The following is an 18681-nucleotide window of genomic DNA, read 5'->3' as shown; positions in this document are numbered from 1 at the left end:
AACGGTGAGCGTGACAACAACCCTGTTGGGCTACCGGAGTTGAGGTCCGGCCGGGGGTCGGTCTACTTCTCGACCTCCGCGGCGAGCTTGCCGAGCACCTCGTCGTAGATCCGGCCGAGCCCCTTGGGGGCGAAGGTCTTCTCGAAGAAGCCGCCGATGCCGCCCGCGCCGTTCCACACGGTGGAGACGACGACGCGTGCCTTGCCCTCCCCCGCCGGGGTCACGGTCCACTTGGTGACCATGGAGGAGTTGCGGTCCTTCTCGACGAGCTCCCCGTCGGTCGGCTCGCTGACCTCCAGGAGGCAGTCCCGGATGCGCTTGCTGGTGGCCTGCAGCTTCCAGTGGACGAGCGTCCCCTCGCCGTCGCCGCCCTCGCGCACCTCGAACTCGCTGAAGTGCTCGGACAGGATCTTGGGACGCGTGCCTTCGTAGTCGGCGAGCGCGTCGAAGACGTCCTCCGGCTGCGCCGCGATGATCCGCTCCGTGGTCGCCTCGACCTGCGCCATGGCACTTCCTCCAGCACTCGGTTGTTCAGGGTGATCCCCGGAAGCCAACCACCCCGCCCGCCGGGCCCCCAAATCGGGGTCACCGAGGTATCCCCTCGCACGATCAAGGGAACATGTGTTCTATTCTGTGGTCAGTGCTACCGAGGAGGCGTCATGCGCTGGGAGAACCTCGCCGACGGGCCGTCACGGGGTGTCGCGGATGCCGCGCTGTTCGGCGCGGACGCGGTCACCACGAGGACCTTCGACACCCCTGAATTCGCCGGCATCACGTTTCACGAGATCCGGGCCAGAACGATCGTGAACCGGGTGCCCGGTGCGTCCCGCATGCCGTTCGAATGGACGGTCAACCCGTACCGGGGCTGCACGCACGCGTGCGTGTACTGCTTCGCGCGCAAGACGCACAGCTACCTGGACCTGGACACGGGGCTCGGCTTCGACAGCCAGATCGTGGTCAAGGTCAACGCCCCCGACCTGCTGCGGCGCCGGCTCGCCTCGCCCCGCTGGCACGGCGAGCACATAGCGATGGGCACGAACGTCGACTGCTATCAGCGGGCGGAGGGACGCTACGGCCTCATGCCCGGGATCATCGCCGCCCTGCGCGATCACGCGAACCCCTTCTCCATCCTCACGAAGGGCACGCTGATCCTGCGGGACCTCGACCTCCTGCGCCAGGCCGCCGACGTCACGGACGTCGGCGTCTCGGTCTCGGTGGGCTTCGTCGACCAGGAACTGTGGCGCACCGTGGAGCCGGGCACGCCCGCTCCCCAAAGGCGCCTCGACGTCGTACGGACGCTGACGGATCACGGCATCGGGTGCGGGGTGCTGATGGCGCCGGTGATCCCCTTCCTCGGGGACCGCCCCGAGCAACTGCTGGCGACCGTACGGGCCATCGCCGCCTCGGGGGCGACGTCCGTGACCCCGCTGGTGCTGCATCTGCGGCCCGGGGCACGCGAGTGGTTCATGACCTGGCTGCACCAGCACCACCCCCACCTCGTACGCCGCTACGAACGGCTGTACGCGGAGGGCGCGTACGCCCCCAAGTGGTACCAGCGCCGCATCACCGGTCAAGTACACGAACTGGCCGAGGAATTCGGCATAGGCCCTTCGCGCGCCGACACCCCCCGCCGCATCCGCACACCCCAGTCCCCCGAGCCCGCATCCCCCGCCGACACCCAGCTCACGCTGCTCTGACAGGGCCCAGGCCCTAGTCCGGCAGGCGGGCGAGGGCCGCCGAGGCTGCTGCTGCCAGGCGGGGGTAGCCGCAGGCCTGGGTCAGGACCGGGCGGGCCCGGGGGTCCCCCAGGGCGCCGAGGCCCTCGACGCAGGCCAGCGCGATCTTGCCGTACGGGTCGTGCGGGGCGAGCCTGCGTTTCAGCGTGGTGATGAGGGCGGGCGCGGATTCGGGCGCGCGCAGCTCGGTGAGCAGACGCACGGGGTACAGGGCGTAGGCGACGCGCAGCTCATTGGTGGCCAGGGCGGCTGCCGCGCGTGCCGTACGCGGATCGCCCAGCCTGGCCAGGGCGTACGCGGCGGCCGCGCAGCGTGAGGGGTCCCGGTGGTTGAGGAGCAGCACGAGGGACTCGAAGGCCCGGTTGTCCCCCGCGGTGCCGAGCCGCACCGCGGCAAGCTCCCGTGCCCACAGTGGCTGACCCGCCGCGGCGAGCACCTCCGCCAGTTCCTCCACATCGCCGGTCGCGACCAGCCTCTCGTAACTCTCCGAGACTCCTGCCTCGCGGCGTAAGCGTTCCGTCACCGTGCGCAACTCCACGTCCATGACGGGGAGCCTATCCGCGATGTAGATCACAAACCCTGGGGACTGGCGCGCTCGTTACTCGCCGGTTAATCTCATGTGAGCGGGGCACACTCCCCGTCAGCAGTAACTGAACCTCGCAGCGGCCTGGTGACGCAGCCGGTGCGAGCGAGTGTTTGTCGGTTCGGTGCTTCGCGCACCTCAGCTCCACCCAGTACGACGTGGCTCCGGGACAGAGCCGGTCGACTCCTCACGGGCGTGTGCTCCATGCCGCCCGGTCACGACACAGCAGCTCACCCTCCGTACGCCGCGCCGCCGTTGCCGCGCACCGTGCGCCCCTCAGTCGTCACTCACTTCCTGGAGTCCACGCATGGACACTCCCCTGAACACCGTCGCCGTGATCGGTCTCGGCACCATGGGCACCGGTATCGCCGAAGTCCTGGCCCGCGCGGGACGCGAGGTCATCGGCATCGACATCAGCGAGGCCGCCGGCGCCCAGGCCGTCGCCGCCATCGAGTCGTCCACCGCGCGGGCCGTGCGCCGTGAGCAGCTCACCGAGGACGAGCGGCGTGACGCGCTCGCCCGCATCCGCACCTTCACCGACCTGCAGGCCGCGGCCGACGCCGACCTGGTCATCGAGGTCGCCCCGGAGTCGTACGAGATCAAGCAGCAGATCATCCGTGAGCTCGACGGCGTCGTGCGCCCCGAGACGATCATCGCGACCGGCACGAACGCGCTGTCCGTGACCCGTCTGGCCGCCGAGTCGCAGCGCCCCGAGCGCGTGCTCGGCCTGCACTTCTTCAACCCGGCCCCGGCGATGAAGCTCGTCGAGGTGGTCTCCTCCGTGCTGACCGCGCCCGCGGCCGTCGCCTCCGTCACCGACCTGGCGTACGCCCTCGGCAAGGAGCCCGTCGCGGTCGGCGACCGCCCCGGTTTCGTCGCCGACGGCCTGCTCTTCGGCTACCTCAACCAGGCCGCGGCGATGTACGAGGCCAAGTACGCCTCACGCGAGGACATCGACGCCGCGATGAGGCTGGGCTGCGGTCTTCCCATGGGCCCCCTCGCCCTGCTCGACCTGATCGGCGTCGACACCGCCCGCACGGTCCTGGACGCGATGTACTCCGAGTCCCACGACCGCCTGCACGCGCCCGCCCCGATCCTCAAGCAGCTCAGCGAGGCGGGCCTGACCGGACGCAAGTCGGGCCGCGGCTTCTACTCGTACGAGGCGCCCGGCAGTTCGGTCGTCGTGCGGGACGCGCTGACGCCGCCGGAGGACGGGCGCCAGGGCGGCGGGCGCACCATCCGCTCGGTCGGTGTCGCGGGCTCCGGCACCATGGCCTCCGGGATCGCCGAGGTCTTCGCCAAGGCCGGCTACGACGTGGTGCTCGCCGCGCGCAGCGAGGAGAAGGCGGAGAAGGCCAAGTCCCGTATCGCCAAGTCGCTTTCGCGCTCCGTCGACAAGGGGCGGATGACGCAGGAGACCGCGGCCAAGACCCTGGACCGCATCACGCCGGCCGGTACGTACGACGCGTTCGCCGACGTCGATCTGGCCCTGGAGGCGGTCGCCGAGGACCTGGAGATCAAGCAGCAGCTCTTCGCGGCGTTCGACAAGGTCTGCAAGCCGGGCGCGATCCTGGCGACCACGACCTCGTCCCTGCCGGTCGTGGCCTGCGCCCGCGCCACCTCGCGCCCCGGCGACGTGATCGGCATGCACTTCTTCAACCCGGCACCGGCGATGAAGCTGGTCGAGGTGGTCCGCACGGTCCTCACGGACGACGACGTGCACGCGACCGTCCGCCAGGTCTGCTCGACGATCAAGAAGCACCCGGTGGACTGCGGCGACCGCGCCGGTTTCATCGTGAACGCGCTCCTGTTCCCGTACCTCAACAACGCGGTCAAGATGGTCCAGGAGCACTACGCGACGCTCGACGACATCGACGCCGCGATGAAGCTCGGCGGCGGCTACCCCATGGGCCCCTTCGAGCTCCTGGACGTCGTGGGCCTGGACGTCTCGCTGGCCATCGAGAAGGTCCTGCACCGCGAGTTCCGCGACCCGGGCCTGGCCCCCGCTCCCCTGCTCGAACACCTGGTGGCCGCGGGCTGCCTCGGCCGCAAGACCGGCCGCGGCTTCCGCGAATATGCCCGACGGTAGGCCGGAAGCGGACGGGAGCGCGCCTGACGGCAGACCACGCGCGGACTGGGGCGGGCTGCTCGAACCGTCGGGCGGCCCCGTCCCGCCGCCGCTCAGCCCCGTCCCGCGGGAGCACTCGGCTGCGCGTATGCAGTACGTTCGGGGCATGCCCAAGGCCGCCAAGTCCTCACGTACGCCCGCTACGCCCGACGCCCCCGAGAGCGCGGCCGGCAGTCGCGCCGCCGCCCAACGGCTCAAGATGCGCCGGGAGCTGGCGGCCGCCGCGATGGAGCTCTTCGCGTCCAAGGGGTACGAGGCGACGACGGTCGACGAGATCGCCGCACAGGCCGGTGTCGCGCGCCGGACCTTCTTCCGGCACTTCCGCTCCAAGGAAGAGGCGATCTTCCCGGACCACGACGACACGCTGACCCGGGCCGAGGCGGTGCTCAACGCGGCTCCGCCGCACGAGCACCCGCTCGACACGGTGTGCCGGGGCATCAAGGAAGTCATGAAGATGTACGCGGCGTCGCCCGCCGTGTCCGTCGAGCGCTACCGCCTGACACGCGAGGTACCCACGCTGCGCGAGCGGGAGATCGCCTCGGTGGCCCGCTACGAACGGCTCTTCACGCGCTATCTCCTGGGCCACTTCGACGAGCAGGCGCACCACGACGGGAACGACGACCCGCTCCTGGCGGAGGTGGCCGCGTCGGCGGTGGTGACGGCGCACAACCACGTCCTTCGCCGCTGGCTGCGCGCGGGCGGACAGGGCGACGTGATGACCCATCTCGACCACGCCTTCGCCATCGTCCGCAGGACCTTCGGGTCGGGCATCGGGGCGGGGCGTGACACCACCACCGCTCCGGCGGCCTCGGTGAGCACCGGGGGCGATGTGCTGGTCACCGTGGCCCGGACGGACGCACCGCTGGACGAGATCATGCGGACGATCGAGAAGGCTCTGCGGGAGTCGTAGATCCCGTTTTCCACCCATTTACCCTCGACTTTTGAAGGGGCGCTACCCACCGGTAGCGCCCCTTCTGTCATGCCGCCACACCCTCTGACCTGCACTGATCGATCATCTATCAAAAATTGCTGGCACTCAGTGTCTTGCCGACTGGCACGCGGTGTCATACGTTGATGTTGTCCGGGCGGCCGGCGTGCAGAGAACCTTCGTACGCCGGCTGTCCCCACAAGCCACGGCTCGTGCGCCCGGACGCCTGCGTCACAGGCAACCTCCCGCGCCACACCAAGCGCTGCCGAGCATCACCTTCGCCGAACCGACGGCACACCCTCCACCACCTGCACCAGCAGCACCCGACGTAACCCTCAAGAGCGTGCTCCCCTCAAAGGGGGCACGAACTTCGCCGGAGGCATCACCGTGAAGGAAATCCTGGACGCGATCCAGTCGCCGGACACCACGTCCGCCGACTTCGCCGCTCTCCCCCTGCCCGACTCGTACCGCGCGATCACCGTGCACAAGGACGAGGCGGAGATGTTCGCCGGGCTCGAGACCCGCGACAAGGACCCGCGCAAGTCGATCCACCTGGACGACGTGCCGGTCCCCGAACTCGGCCCGGGCGAGGCCCTGGTGGCCGTGATGGCCTCCTCGGTCAACTACAACTCCGTGTGGACCTCGATCTTCGAGCCCGTGTCCACCTTCAGCTTCCTGGAGCGCTACGGCCGGCTGAGCGAGCTCACCAAGCGCCACGACCTGCCGTACCACATCATCGGCTCCGACCTGGCGGGCGTCGTGCTGCGCACCGGACCCGGCGTGAACGCCTGGAACCCGGGCGACGAGGTCGTCGCGCACTGCCTGAGCGTCGAGCTGGAGTCCTCCGACGGCCACAACGACACGATGCTCGACCCCGAGCAGCGCATCTGGGGCTTCGAGACCAACTTCGGCGGGCTCGCCGAGATCGCCCTGGTCAAGTCCAACCAGCTCATGCCCAAGCCGGACCACCTGAGCTGGGAGGAGGCCGCTTCCCCCGGCCTGGTGAACTCCACCGCCTACCGCCAGCTCGTCTCGCGCAACGGCGCCGGCATGAAGCAGGGCGACAACGTGCTGATCTGGGGCGCGAGCGGCGGGCTCGGCTCGTACGCCACCCAGTTCGCCCTGGCCGGCGGCGCCAACCCGATCTGTGTCGTCTCCAGCGAGCAGAAGGCGGACATCTGCCGCGCGATGGGCGCCGAGGCGATCATCGACCGCAGCGCCGAGGGCTACAAGTTCTGGAAGGACGAGCGCACCCAGGACCCCAAGGAGTGGAAGCGCTTCGGCAAGCGCATCCGCGAGCTGACCGGCGGCGAGGACATCGACATCGTCTTCGAGCACCCCGGGCGCGAGACCTTCGGCGCCTCGGTCTACGTCACGCGCAAGGGCGGCACGATCACCACCTGCGCCTCGACCTCGGGCTACATGCACGAGTACGACAACCGCTACCTGTGGATGTCCCTGAAGCGGATCATCGGCTCGCACTTCGCGAACTACCGCGAGGCCTGGGAGGCCAACCGCCTCATCGCCAAGGGCAAGATCCACCCCACCCTCTCCCGCGTCTACTCCCTCGAGGACACCGGACAGGCCGCCTACGACGTGCACCGCAACCTCCACCAGGGCAAGGTCGGCGTCCTCGCCCTCGCGCCCCAGGAGGGGCTCGGCGTGCGCGACCCGGAGATGCGGGCCAAGCACATCGACGCGATCAACCGCTTCCGGAACGTCTGAGGGCTGAGGGTTCGCACATGACAGAGCGTCAGAAGGACCGGCCGTGGCTCATGCGGACCTATGCCGGTCACTCCACGGCCGAGGCGTCCAACGAGCTGTACCGGCGCAACCTCGCCAAGGGCCAGACGGGCCTTTCGGTCGCGTTCGACCTGCCCACGCAGACCGGCTACGACCCGGACCACATCCTCGCCCGCGGTGAGGTCGGCCGGGTCGGCGTCCCCGTCTCGCACGTCGGCGACATGCGGCGGCTGTTCCAGGACATCCCCCTGGACCAGATGAACACCTCGATGACGATCAACGCCACGGCCATGTGGCTTCTGGCGCTCTATCAGGTGGTCGCGGAGGAGCAGGGCGTGGACATCACGCAGCTCCAGGGGACGACACAGAACGACATCGTCAAGGAGTACCTCTCGCGCGGGACGCACGTCTTCCCGCCGGGGCCCTCCCTCCGCCTGACCACCGACATGATCACCTACACGGTGGCGAACATCCCCAAGTGGAACCCCATCAACATCTGCAGCTACCACCTGCAGGAGGCCGGGGCCACTCCGGTGCAGGAGATCGCGTACGCGATGTCCACCGCCGTCGCCGTGCTCGACGCCGTGCGCGACTCGGGGCAGGTCCCCGAGGAGAAGTTCGGTGACGTGGTCGCCCGTATCTCCTTCTTCGTGAACGCGGGCGTCCGCTTCGTCGAGGAGATGTGCAAGATGCGGGCGTTCGGCCGCATCTGGGACCGGATCACCCGCGAGCGGTACGGCATCACCAACCCCAAGCAGCGCCGGTTCCGCTACGGCGTGCAGGTCAACTCCCTCGGTCTGACCGAGGCGCAGCCCGAGAACAACGTCCAGCGCATCGTCCTGGAGATGCTGGCGGTCACGCTGTCCAAGGACGCACGCGCGCGTGCCGTGCAGCTGCCCGCCTGGAACGAGGCCCTCGGTCTGCCGCGGCCGTGGGACCAGCAGTGGTCGCTGCGCATCCAGCAGGTGCTCGCCCTGGAGAGCGACCTCCTGGAGTACGAGGACATCTTCGAGGGCAGCCACGTCATCGAGGCCAAGGTGGAGTCCCTCGTCGAGGAGTCGCTCGCCGAGATGGACCGCATCGAGCAGATGGGCGGCGCGATGGCCGCCGTCGAGTCCGGCTACCTGAAGTCGCAGCTCGTCTCCTCGCACGCCGAGCGCAGGGCACGCATCGAGTCGGGCGAGGAGAAGATCGTCGGCGTCAACGCCTACGAGTCGACCGAGCCGAACCCGCTCACCGCGGACCTGGACACCGCGATCATGACGGTGGACCCGGCGGTCGAGAACCGTGTCGTGAACGCCCTCAAGCACTGGCGCGACACCCGCTACCAGCCGCCGTTCAACCACCCGCGCCCCTGCAAGGCCCTGGAGCGGCTCAAGGAGGTCGCCGCGGGCACCGGCAACCTCATGGAGGCCACCCTGGAGTGCGCACGCGCCGGTGTGACGACCGGGGAGTGGGCCGGGGCCCTGCGGGAGGTCTTCGGGGAGTTCCGGGCGCCCACGGGCGTCTCCAGCGCTCCGGTGGCCGTCACCGCGGAGGCGGGCACGCCGCTCGCCCTCGTCCGCGACAAGGTCGCCAAGACCGCCGCCGACCTCGGCACCGGCAAGCTGCGCTTCCTGGTCGGCAAGCCGGGCCTGGACGGGCACTCCAACGGGGCCGAGCAGATCGCGGTGCGTGCGCGTGACGCCGGCTTCGAGGTCGTCTACCAGGGCATCAGGCTCACGCCCGAGCAGATCGTCGACGCGGCCCTCGCGGAGGACGTGCACGCCGTGGGCCTCTCGATCCTTTCCGGCTCGCACGCGCAGCTCGTGCCGGACGTCCTGGTGCGCCTGCGCGATGCGGGCGCGCCCGACATCCCCGTCATCGCGGGCGGCATCATCCCCAACAGCGACGCCGAGGACCTGAAGGCGGCGGGTGTGGCCGCCGTGTTCACCCCCAAGGACTTCGGCATCACCGAGATCATCGGCCGTATCGTCGACGAGATCCGGAAAGCGAACAAGCTCGACCCTCTGGAGGTCCCCGCATGACCGCGCCCATCAACCGTCTGCGCCCCCGCCGCTCGTGTCTGGCGGTACCGGGTTCGAACCCGCGCTTCCTGGAGAAGGCCCAGGGCCTCCCCGCCGACCAGGTCTTCCTGGACCTGGAGGACGCCTGCGCGCCGCTCGCCAAGCCCGAGGCACGGCACACCATCGTCAAGTTCCTCAACGAGGGCGACTGGACGGGCAAGACGCGGGTCGTGCGCGTCAACGACTGGACGACCGAGTGGACGTACCGCGACGTCGTCACCGTCGTCGAGGGCGCCGGCCAGAACCTCGACTGCATCATGCTGCCGAAGGTGCAGACGGCGGACCAGGTCGTGGCGCTGGACTTCCTGCTCACGCAGATCGAGAAGACGATGGGCTTCGAGGTCGGCAAGATCGGCATCGAGGCGCAGATCGAGAACGCGCAGGGCCTGAACAACGTCAACGCGATCGCGCAGGCGTCCCCGCGCGTCGAGACGATCATCTTCGGCCCGGCCGACTTCATGGCATCGATCAACATGAAGTCCCTGGTCGTCGGCGAGCAGCCGCCCGGCTATCCGGCGGACGCCTACCACTTCATCCTGATGAAGATCCTGATGGCCGCCCGCGCCAACAACCTCCAGGCGATCGACGGCCCCTACCTGCAGATCAAGAACGTGGACGGCTACCGCGAGGTCGCGAACCGCGCCGCCGCGCTCGGCTTCGACGGCAAGTGGGTCCTGCACCCCGGCCAGGTCGACGCCGCCAACGAGGTCTTCTCGCCCTCCCAGGAGGACTTCGACCACGCCGAGCTGATCCTCGACGCGTACGACTACTGCACCTCCGAGGCGGGCGGCAAGAAGGGCTCGGCGATGCTCGGCGACGAGATGATCGACGAGGCGAGCCGCAAGATGGCGCTCGTCATCTCCGGCAAGGGGCGCGCCGCGGGCATGACCCGTACCTCCAAGTTCGAGATCCCGGAGGCCTGAGACATGCAGTTCGGCCGCACCTACGAAGAGTTCACCGTCGGGGACGTCTACAAGCACTGGCCCGGAAAGACGGTCACCGAGTACGACGACCACCTCTTCTGCCTCCTGACGATGAACCACCACCCCCTCCACATGGACACGAACTATGCGGAGAAGACGACGGACTTCGGGAAGAACGTCGTCGTGGGGAACTACATCTACTCGCTGCTCCTGGGTATGTCCGTGCCGGACGTCTCGGGCAAGGCGATCGCCAACCTGGAGGTCGAGTCGCTCAAGCACGTGGCGCCGACCTTCCACGGCGACACGATCTACGGCGAGACCACAGTCCTGGACAAGACTCCGTCGAAGTCCAAGTCGGACCGCGGGATCGTCTACGTGGAGACCAAGGGCTACAAGCAGGACGGCACGCTGGTCTGCGTGTTCCGCCGCAAGGTGATGGTTCCCACCGAGACGTACATCAAGGAGCGCGGCGGCGAGCAGCCCGGCCGCCCGGAGCTGCGTGACAACCCCAAGAAGGGCCAGGAGAAGTAGCCATGAGCCGACTCGCGCAGACCGCAGGTCTCACCGACGTCCAGCAGGAGATCCTGTCCACGGTCCGGGACTTCGTCGACAAGGAGATCATCCCGGTCGCCACGGAGCTGGAGCACCGTGACGAGTACCCGCAGCAGATCGTGGACGGTCTCAAGGAGTTGGGCCTCTTCGGGCTCATGATCCCCGAGGAGTACGGCGGTCTGGGCGAGTCGCTGCTCACGTACGCCCTGTGCGTCGAGGAGATAGCGCGTGGCTGGATGTCGGTCTCCGGCATCATCAACACCCACTTCATCGTCGCCTACATGCTCAAGCAGCACGGGACGCAGGAGCAGAAGGACACCTTCCTGCCGCGCATGGCGGCCGGCGAGGTGCGCGGCGCGTTCTCCATGTCGGAGCCCGCTCTCGGCTCCGATGTGTCCGCGATCACGTCCAAGGGCGTCAAGGACGGCGACGAGTACGTCCTCAACGGTCAGAAGATGTGGTTGACGAACGGCGGCACGTCCACTCTGGTGGCCGTTCTGTGCCGGAGTGACGAAGGACACCCCGAGGGCACGGCCCCCCACAAGTCGATGACGACCTTCCTCGTCGAGAAGGAGCCGGGCTTCGGAGAGGTCCGCCCCGGCCTCACCATCCCGGGCAAGATCGACAAAATGGGTTACAAGGGGGTGGACACCACCGAACTCATCATGGATGGACTGCGAATTCCGGCCAATCGTGTGCTCGGCGGGACCACCGGCCGAGGGTTTTACCAAATGATGGACGGCGTCGAAGTCGGCCGTGTGAATGTCGCGGCTCGTGGTTGTGGTGTCGCTCAGCGTGCATTTGAGCTCGGTGTCTCTTATGCCCAGCAACGTCACACTTTCGGCAAGGCGATCGCTCAGCACCAGGCGATTCAGTTCAAGCTGGCCGAGATGGCTACCAAGGTCGAGGCCGCCCATGCGATGATGGTGAACGCAGCACGCAAAAAGGACTCCGGGGAACGAAACGACCTCGAAGCAGGGATGGCGAAGTACCTCGCCTCCGAATACTGCAAAGAAGTCGTAGAGGACGCGTTCCGAATTCATGGCGGTTACGGCTTCTCGAAGGAGTACGAGATCGAGCGTCTGTACCGTGAGGCGCCCATGCTGCTGATCGGCGAAGGTACCGCCGAGATCCAGAAAATGATCATTGGACGCCGACTGCTCGAAGAGTATCGATTCCAGGGCTGAATGTCTGGTTTGGGGCGGTTTCTTCGAGAAGAAGGTCACACCCTGTCAGCACTCTTCGGCCGTCGACTCCGCTTCCTGGCTTGCCCAGTTGTGGCTCGCAACCGATACCATCCGGAAAAAGCCGCCGTCCCCCGTTCACTGCGCGGCATCATCCGCTACGAAGGTCATCCATGCCCCACAGCCAAACCTCTGCACCACGCGACAGCCTCGCTGGCGTACGCCTTGCGCGCGGAGCATCGCCGTGGCTCCTGCCGACTGTCGCCACCGCGGCACTCAGCCTGGTGCGTGCGCGTCGCTCCAAGGGCGCCGCGGCCGTAGCCGTGCCCGCCACCGCCCTGGCGGCGGGCATGCTGTGGTTCTTCCGCGACCCCGAGCGCGACATCGCCCAGGGCCGGGTCATCTCCCCGGCCGACGGTGTGGTGCAGAGCATCATGCCGTGGAAGGACGGACGCACCCGCGTCGCGATCTTCATGAGCCCGCTGAACGTCCACGTCAACCGCGCGCCCCTGGCGGGCACGGTGACGTCCGTGGAGCACATCCCCGGCGGGTTCGTCCCGGCGTTCAACAAGGAGAGCGAGAACAACGAGCGCGTTGTCTGGCACTTCGACACCGAGCTCGGTGACATCGAGATGATCCAGATCGCGGGCGCGGTCGCGCGGCGCATCGTTCCTTACGTGCCCCAGGGCACGAAGGTCGAGCAGGGTGAACGGATCGGCCTGATCCGCTTCGGCTCCCGCGTCGACATCTACCTCCCCGAGGGTGTCGAGACGGACGTCGAGGTCGGTCAGAAGACCGTGGCTGGGGTGACTCGAATTGACCGTGGTTGATCCTGAGACACAAGCGGGCTGGGTGCCCGAGGCGGCCGAGGATGAGGCCGACGAGGAGATGCCTCTCTCACTCCGCCTCTCGATAGCGGACACCCTCACCCTCGGTAACGCCACGTGCGGATTCATGGCGGTGTACTTCACCACCACCGGCATCCTCATCCCGCACCTGCAGGGCAGCAACGAGAGCGGCATGGCCCGGCACTCCGCCGCCACCGCCGTGATCCTGATGCTCTGCGCGGCCGTCTTTGACCTCTTCGACGGGCTCGTGGCGCGCAAGCTGCGGTCCTCGCCGATGGGCGCCGAGCTCGACAACCTGTCGGACCTGATCAGCTTCGGTCTGGCCCCCGCGTACTTCGTGCTCGTCTACGGCATGGTCGCCGACGACGCGCACCAGAGAGTGGCCGCGGTCGGAGCGATCGTCGTGCTGTTGGCGGTGGTGCTGCGGCTTGCGCGGTTCAGCTGCGTGACCGTGAAGGACGGCACCTTCCAGGGCATGCCCTCGCCGTTCGGCGCGCTCACGGTCGTCTCGATCGTGCTCCTGGAGCTGCCCTTCGTGGCGACGCTCCTGGCGATCATCGGCACGGCGTGGCTCATGGTCAGCCGGGTCGAGTACCCGAAGCCGCGGGGTCCGCTCGCGGTGGCGATGCTCGCGTGGATCGTCGCGGCCATGGGGCTGCTCGCGGCCTGGGCCTTCGAGGCACCGGGCGGCCAGCTCCTGTTGCAGACCGGCTGCGCGCTGCAGCTGGTGCTCGGCGCGGTCATCCCGCTGTTCGCCACAGCCCGCCGGGTGAACAACTTCCGGGACAACCGGCGTGAGGCGCGTGCGGCGCAGTTGCCGTAGCGGCGCTTGAACGGTGTAAGAGGGGCCCGAACCTATTGGTTCGGGCCCCTCTTACGTGCCGTCTATCGTCCTCCGGGCTCGTTCTCAAGCGCCGGACGGGCTGAAACCCCTCAGCCCCCCGCGGTGAAGCCCTGCGTCGCGTCGGCGGCGCCCGGCTCGCGGACCACCTTCATGCCGCCCGTCACGCCCTTGTCGGGGCGCAGGATCACGCTCTCCTTCGAGGAGGGCGCCTTGGGGTCGCTGAAGTTCTGGGTGACGCCGAAGCCCGTGTCGTAGGAGTCGATGGTCAAAAGGGCCTTGTCGACGCCCTCACGGGTGAGGTCCTTGCTCTCGCAGGCCTTCTTGAGGGCCTCCCCGAAGATGGACGCCGCGGTCCAGCCGGCCGTCACGCCGTTGTCCAGGGAGTCCTTGGGGTAGGCCGCCTTGTAGTCGCTGACCAGCTTCTTCGCCGCGGGGGTGTCCGCGCCGATCGGGAGGGTCGGTGAGGCAACGTAGTAGTTCTTCGCCAGGGCCGGGCCCGCCTGCGTGCCCAGGAGCTGGGGCGCGAAAGCCGAGTTGTTGCCGATGATCGGGACGTTGAACTTGCCGGCCGCCGCGACACCCACGAGCGAGGCCGCCTGCCGCGGACCCGCGCTGATCACCACGGCCTTCACCCCGGCCTTCTTCAGGGCCGCGACCTGCGCCGTCATGTCGTTGTCGGTCGCCTTGATCTTCTGCTCCACGACGGTCAGGCCCGACTTCTTCGCCATGTACTGCGAGCCCGCCAGGGCGTTCTCGCCGTAGTCGCCCTCGAAGTAGACGTGACCGAGCTTGTCGCCCTTCTTGAGGCCCTTCTCCTTCATCAGGAAGTCGATCGCGTTGATCGTCTCCAGGTCGTACGTCGAGCCCACGACCCGCACGTACGGGCTGCCCAGGAGGTTCGCCGACCAGGCCTGCGGGAGCACGAGGCTCTTGTCCTTGTCGATCCGCTGCTTGACCGCGGCGACGAACGGGGAGCCGATGAACTGGGCGAAGCCGAGGACCTCCGGCTCCAGCTCGGTGTAGGCGGCGACCGCCTTCTGCGGGTCGTAGCCGTGGTCGCGGACCGTCAGCTTGAGCTTGCGGCCGCAGATGCCGCCGTCGGCGTTGGTCTGCTTGACGTAGAGCTGCTGGGCCTGCGTGACGCTCTTGCCGAGGGTCGCGTACACACCCGTCATGTCGGTGAGCACACCGAGCTCGATCTCCTTGGCGGAGACACCGACACCGGACTTGACCCCGCCCGCGCCCTCCTTGTCGCCCTCGTCGTCCCCCGCCTTGGAGCTGCAACCCGCCACCGCGAGCAGTGCGGCGAACGCCGTCGCCGTCGCGGTGGCCCTCTTGAACCTGCGTGAACTCATCGTTCCTCCCCTGGAGTGTGGCCTGACGTCGGCCTGGAGCGCCGGGCGGCAATGCTGGCCAGGCCGCCGGGCAGGAACAGCACCACCGCCACGACGGCGGCGCCGTACAGATACCGGGATGCCTCGCCCGGTGTGATCCCGCCACCGCCGGGGGCCGTGACCAGGGGCAGCGCGTCGCTGTACCGGGTCAGGAGCTGCGGCAGCAGGGACACCACGGCGGCACCGGCCACCGCGCCCGCGACCGAGCCGAGGCCGCCGATGACGATCATGGCGAGGTATTCGAGGGACAGCGTCATGCCGAAGTAGTCCGGCACGGTGCGCTGGAAGACAAGGGCGAGCAGGACGCCCGCGAGGCCCGCGTACATCGACGAGAGGACGAAGACCCCGGCGCGGTACCGGGCGACCGGCACCCCGATCACGCCCGCGGCGATGCGGTGGTCGCGGATGGCGTTCATGGCACGTCCGGGGCGTCCGCGCAGCACACCGCGGGCGAAGAGCCCGCAGCCGACGAGGAGGACGAGGCCCGCGTACCAGAGCTTCTCCGAGGCCCCGAACGGCACGGCCGCCACGACGAGCTCGCTGTCGTCGAAGGTGATGCCGAAGACGCTCAGGGGCGGCACGTCGCGTCCGTTGGAGCCGCCCGTCAGATCGTGCGCGTTGAACAGCACGTGCTGCCCGATGAAGATCAGCGCGAGGGTCGCGATGCCGAGGTAGGCGCCGCGCAGGCGTCCCGCGATGGGGCTGAAGAGCCCGCCCGCGATCCCCGCGACGACGACGGCCAGGGTGGCGGCGATCCAGGTGGGCAGGCCAAGTCCGGTCAGGCCGTCCTCGCCGTCCCCGGCGAAGACGCAGTAGCCGTACGCGCCGATCGCGAGGAAGAAGGCGTGCCCCATGGAGAGCTGGCCGGTCGCGCCGGTGAGGAGGTTCAGGCCGATCGCGCCGATCGCCGCGGCCATGGCGAACAGGCCGGCCTGGAGCCAGAAGCGGTCGAGGTAGAAGGGCAGGGCGAGCAGGATCACGGCGCCCGCGATCCACAGATACACGCGGGGGCGGGTCAGCCTCGTACGGCCTCGGGAGCGCAGCTCCCGTCCACGGGCCAGGACTTCAGACACGGGCGAGCTCCTTCGTGCCGAAGAGTCCGGCCGGCCGGATGAGGAGGATGACGGTCATCACGAGATAGGGCGCGAGGTCGCCGAGACCCCGTCCCAGGAAGGTCAGTTCGCTCTGGTACCCGGTGGCGAGGGACTCGGTGACCCCGACGACGAGCCCGCCGACGAGCGCGCCGGTGGTCGAGTCGAGGCCGCCGAGGATCGCGGCGGGGAACGCCTTCAGCGCGGCCAGGGAAGTGGCCCGTTCGAGCCCCGGCGTCGGGAAGACGGTGAGGAAGAGCGCCGCCACCGCGGCGAGGCCGCCCGCCACCGCCCACGCGCCGAGCGAGACCCGGCCCAGGCGCACGCCCATCAGGGCGGCGGTCTCCGGGCTCTCGGCGGCGGCCCGCATCGCCACGCCCCAGGAGGTGTAGCGGAAGGCGAGCAGGAACGTGGTGATCAGGAGCGCGGCGGCGACGAACGCGGCGATGCGCGTGTGGGCGATGGAGACCGACCCGATGGTGAGCACCGAGTCGCCCCAGGGGTCGCCGAGGGCGAGCACGTCGGTGCCGAGGCGGCGGGTGAGTTCGGTGGTGAGCAGGATGTCGACGCCGATCGTGACGATGGCGAGGACGCTGTGGTCCGATCCTCGGTACCGCCGCATGACGAGGAACTCGATGGCGGCGCCGACGACGGCGGCCCCGGCGATGCCGACGAGCACCGCGGGCCAGAAGCCGATGTCGTCGTGGAGGGACGCGATGAAGTAGCCGCCGGCCAGGAGCAGCGAGGCGTGCGCGAAGTTCACGACCTCGGTGGCCCGGAAGATGACGACGAAGCCGAGTGCGATGAGGGCGTAGACGGACCCCATCGAGAGGCCGTTGAGGAGAAGCTCGACGAAGGTGTTCACGAGGTTGCCCCCTCCCCCAGGTAGGCGCGCACGACCGCGGGGTCGTTCTGTACGGCCGCCGGGGCGCCGTCCGCTATGCGCCGGCCGAAGTCAAGTACGGTCACCGCGTCCGCGAGCCGCATCACCACCCCCATGTCGTGTTCCACCAGGACGATCGAGATTCCGAGGCTGTCGCGGACGCCCGCGATGACGGCGGCCGTGCGTTGCCGCTCGTCCGCGGTCATGCCCGCGACGGGCTCGTCGAGCAGGAGCAGCCGGGGCTCCATGCACAAGGCGCGGGCCAGTTCCGCGAGTTTCTGCTGGCCGTACGGCAAGGAGCCCGCCGGGGCGTGCAGTTGTTGTTCGATGCCGACGAACGCGGCGATCTCCCGCACCCGTTCGCGGTGACCGCGCTCCTCGCGTGCCGCCGAGGGGAGGCGCAGGCCCGCGGCCAGGAATCCGGTGCGGGTCAGCCGGTGGCGGCCGAGCATCAGGCTGTCGGCGACCGTCGCGCGCGGCGGCAGGGCGAGGTTCTGGAAGATCCTCGCGACGCCGAGGTCGGCGATGCGGTGCGGAGGCATCGTCGTCAGGTCGTGCTCACCGAAGTGGACACTGCCGCTGGTGGCGCGGTACACGCCGGACAGGACGTTGAAGCAGGTGGACTTCCCCGCGCCGTTGGGGCCGATGACGGCGTGCACGGTGCCTGGCCTGACGGTGAAACTGATGGCGTCGAGGGCGGTGAGGCCCGCGAAGCGGACGGTCAGATCCCGCACCTCCAGGGCGGGGACGTCGTCCGGCGGTGCCGGCTGCGTGGCCGGGTGGTCCTCGGTCATCGTCGGCCCGCCCATCGGTTGAGGACCGGCAGCGCGCTGACGCCGCGCGAGGCGTCGGCCGCGGCGGTCTCGTCGACCACGCCCAGGTAGCGGCGGCGTACCTCGTCGGACGCGGCCAGCTCGTCCGCGGGTCCCGCGAGTGCCACTTCGCCGACGTCCAGGACGTACGCCCGTGATGCGAGGCGCAGTGCCAGCGCGGCGTTCTGTTCGACGAGGAGGACCGCGGTGCCCTGGCCGTTGATCTCCTGGATGGTGTCGGCGATGCGTGCCGCCATCAACGGGGCCAGCCCCAGGGAGGGTTCGTCCAGGAGCAGCAGCTTCGGTGAGGCCATCAGCGCCCTGCCCACGGCGAGCATCTGCTGCTCGCCGCCCGACAGGAGCCCGGCCCGCTGGCCCGCGCGCTCGGCGAGCACGGGGAAGAGTTCATGGACGCGCTCCAGGGCCCTGGCCTTCGCGGCCCGGCTTCCGGTGGACCCGAGCGCGCCCGACCGGAGGTTGTCGGCGACGGTCATGCGGGCGAACACCCTTCTGCCTTCCGGCACTTGTGAGACTCCCGCGGCGACCACCCGGTCCGCGTGCAGATGGTCGATGCGCCGCCCGCCGAAGTGGATGGAGCCGGTGGTGAGCGCCCCCCGGTGAAAGGCGAGGGTGCGTGAAATGGCGCGCAGGAGCGTCGACTTGCCCGCGCCGTTGCCGCCGAGCACGGCGACCACGGCGCCGTCCGGTACTTCGAGCGACACCTGGCGCAGCGCGCGTACCGGTCCGTATCCGACCGACGCGTCCTCTACGACCAGTCCGGAACCACCCACCTGGGACCCCCTGTCCTCTGCCTGCCCTGTTCGTGTCGCTCGGCCGTCCGTGCCGCTCGGCCCTCCGCGTGGCGCTCAGCCCAGCACCGCCGCGCCCGCCCGTCCACGTCCTGTGTCCGAATCGCTGCGGGTGACCAGCGGGACCGGCCGCCGGTTGTGCACGGGCACAACACCC

Annotated in this window: 17 protein-coding genes; 10 read left to right on the top strand and 7 right to left on the bottom strand. The window is 69.1% G+C overall.

Annotation, left to right across the window (positions count from 1 at the left end; all coding sequences use genetic code 11):
- Positions 1 to 62: 62 nt before the first annotated feature.
- A complete protein-coding gene (locus ACWFRU_RS11055; protein WP_453685802.1) occupies positions 63 to 506 on the bottom strand; it encodes an SRPBCC family protein in 444 nt (147 codons plus the stop codon).
- 153 nt (positions 507 to 659) lie between these two features.
- Here ACWFRU_RS11055 and ACWFRU_RS11050 point away from each other — a divergent pair, with 153 nt between their 5' ends.
- Entirely contained in the window at positions 660 to 1697 is a 1038-nt protein-coding gene (locus tag ACWFRU_RS11050) for an Rv2578c family radical SAM protein (protein WP_453685801.1), read from the top strand.
- Between the two features lie 13 nt (positions 1698 to 1710).
- On the opposite strand, the gene ACWFRU_RS11045 is transcribed toward ACWFRU_RS11050, so the two are convergent.
- Positions 1711 to 2280 carry an adenylosuccinate lyase gene (locus ACWFRU_RS11045; protein WP_453685800.1) on the bottom strand — a complete coding sequence of 190 codons (570 nt, stop codon included), beginning with the start codon at positions 2278 to 2280 and terminating at the stop codon, positions 1711 to 1713.
- Positions 2281 to 2626: 346 nt separating this feature from the next.
- On the opposite strand from ACWFRU_RS11045, the gene ACWFRU_RS11040 reads away from it, so the two are divergent.
- The 9 genes from ACWFRU_RS11040 to pssA all read left to right on the top strand — a co-directional run bounded on the left by ACWFRU_RS11040 (position 2627) and on the right by pssA (position 13514).
- Positions 2627 to 4408 (top strand): 3-hydroxyacyl-CoA dehydrogenase family protein, encoded by a 1782-nt coding sequence (locus tag ACWFRU_RS11040; protein ID WP_453685799.1) that lies wholly within the window; start codon positions 2627 to 2629, stop codon positions 4406 to 4408.
- Positions 4409 to 4553: 145 nt separating this feature from the next.
- Entirely contained in the window at positions 4554 to 5357 is an 804-nt protein-coding gene (locus tag ACWFRU_RS11035; protein ID WP_453685798.1) for a TetR family transcriptional regulator, read from the top strand.
- Between the two features lie 405 nt (positions 5358 to 5762).
- Complete coding sequence (gene ccrA / locus ACWFRU_RS11030) at positions 5763 to 7100, top strand: crotonyl-CoA carboxylase/reductase (protein ID WP_453685797.1); 1338 nt, start codon at positions 5763 to 5765, stop codon at positions 7098 to 7100.
- 17 nt (positions 7101 to 7117) lie between these two features.
- Positions 7118 to 9145 carry a protein meaA gene (locus tag ACWFRU_RS11025; protein WP_453685796.1) on the top strand — a complete coding sequence of 676 codons (2028 nt, stop codon included), beginning with the start codon at positions 7118 to 7120 and terminating at the stop codon, positions 9143 to 9145.
- A complete protein-coding gene (locus ACWFRU_RS11020; protein ID WP_363209448.1) occupies positions 9142 to 10107 on the top strand; it encodes an HpcH/HpaI aldolase/citrate lyase family protein in 966 nt (321 codons plus the stop codon). Before ACWFRU_RS11025 ends, ACWFRU_RS11020 begins: the two co-directional genes overlap by 4 nt.
- A gap of 3 nt (positions 10108 to 10110) precedes the next feature.
- Entirely contained in the window at positions 10111 to 10638 is a 528-nt protein-coding gene (locus ACWFRU_RS11015; protein ID WP_453685795.1) for a MaoC family dehydratase, read from the top strand.
- 2 nt (positions 10639 to 10640) lie between these two features.
- Complete coding sequence (locus tag ACWFRU_RS11010) at positions 10641 to 11846, top strand: acyl-CoA dehydrogenase family protein (protein WP_453685794.1); 1206 nt, start codon at positions 10641 to 10643, stop codon at positions 11844 to 11846.
- A 170-nt stretch (positions 11847 to 12016) separates the two neighbouring features.
- Positions 12017 to 12673 (top strand): phosphatidylserine decarboxylase, encoded by a 657-nt coding sequence (locus ACWFRU_RS11005; protein WP_363209450.1) that lies wholly within the window; start codon positions 12017 to 12019, stop codon positions 12671 to 12673.
- The gene (pssA, locus tag ACWFRU_RS11000; RefSeq protein WP_249586749.1) at positions 12660 to 13514 is read left to right on the top strand and encodes a CDP-diacylglycerol--serine O-phosphatidyltransferase; all 855 of its coding nucleotides are present in this window, start codon (positions 12660 to 12662) and stop codon (positions 13512 to 13514) included. Before ACWFRU_RS11005 ends, pssA begins: the two co-directional genes overlap by 14 nt.
- 110 nt (positions 13515 to 13624) lie before the next feature.
- Here the strand turns inward: pssA and ACWFRU_RS10995 are convergent, their stop codons facing one another.
- From ACWFRU_RS10995 to ACWFRU_RS10975, 5 genes are read right to left on the bottom strand one after another with little or no spacing between them, the layout of a single operon-like run.
- The gene (locus ACWFRU_RS10995) at positions 13625 to 14890 is read right to left on the bottom strand and encodes an ABC transporter substrate-binding protein (RefSeq protein WP_453685793.1); all 1266 of its coding nucleotides are present in this window, start codon (positions 14888 to 14890) and stop codon (positions 13625 to 13627) included.
- Positions 14887 to 16002 carry a branched-chain amino acid ABC transporter permease gene (locus tag ACWFRU_RS10990; RefSeq protein WP_453685792.1) on the bottom strand — a complete coding sequence of 372 codons (1116 nt, stop codon included), beginning with the start codon at positions 16000 to 16002 and terminating at the stop codon, positions 14887 to 14889. Before ACWFRU_RS10990 ends, ACWFRU_RS10995 begins: the two co-directional genes overlap by 4 nt.
- On the bottom strand, positions 15995 to 16885 hold the full coding sequence (locus tag ACWFRU_RS10985) for a branched-chain amino acid ABC transporter permease (protein ID WP_363209452.1): 891 nt from the start codon (positions 16883 to 16885) through the stop codon (positions 15995 to 15997). Before ACWFRU_RS10985 ends, ACWFRU_RS10990 begins: the two co-directional genes overlap by 8 nt.
- Entirely contained in the window at positions 16882 to 17697 is an 816-nt protein-coding gene (locus ACWFRU_RS10980; protein ID WP_453685791.1) for an ABC transporter ATP-binding protein, read from the bottom strand. Before ACWFRU_RS10980 ends, ACWFRU_RS10985 begins: the two co-directional genes overlap by 4 nt.
- Positions 17694 to 18506 (bottom strand): ABC transporter ATP-binding protein, encoded by an 813-nt coding sequence (locus tag ACWFRU_RS10975; protein WP_453685790.1) that lies wholly within the window; start codon positions 18504 to 18506, stop codon positions 17694 to 17696. The genes ACWFRU_RS10980 and ACWFRU_RS10975 overlap by 4 nt, the downstream gene beginning before the upstream one ends.
- Between the last annotated feature and the right edge of the window lie 175 nt (positions 18507 to 18681).

It is taken from the genome of Streptomyces sp. NPDC055099, assembly GCF_053607685.1.
This window is presented reverse-complemented; position numbering and strand designations above follow the sequence as displayed.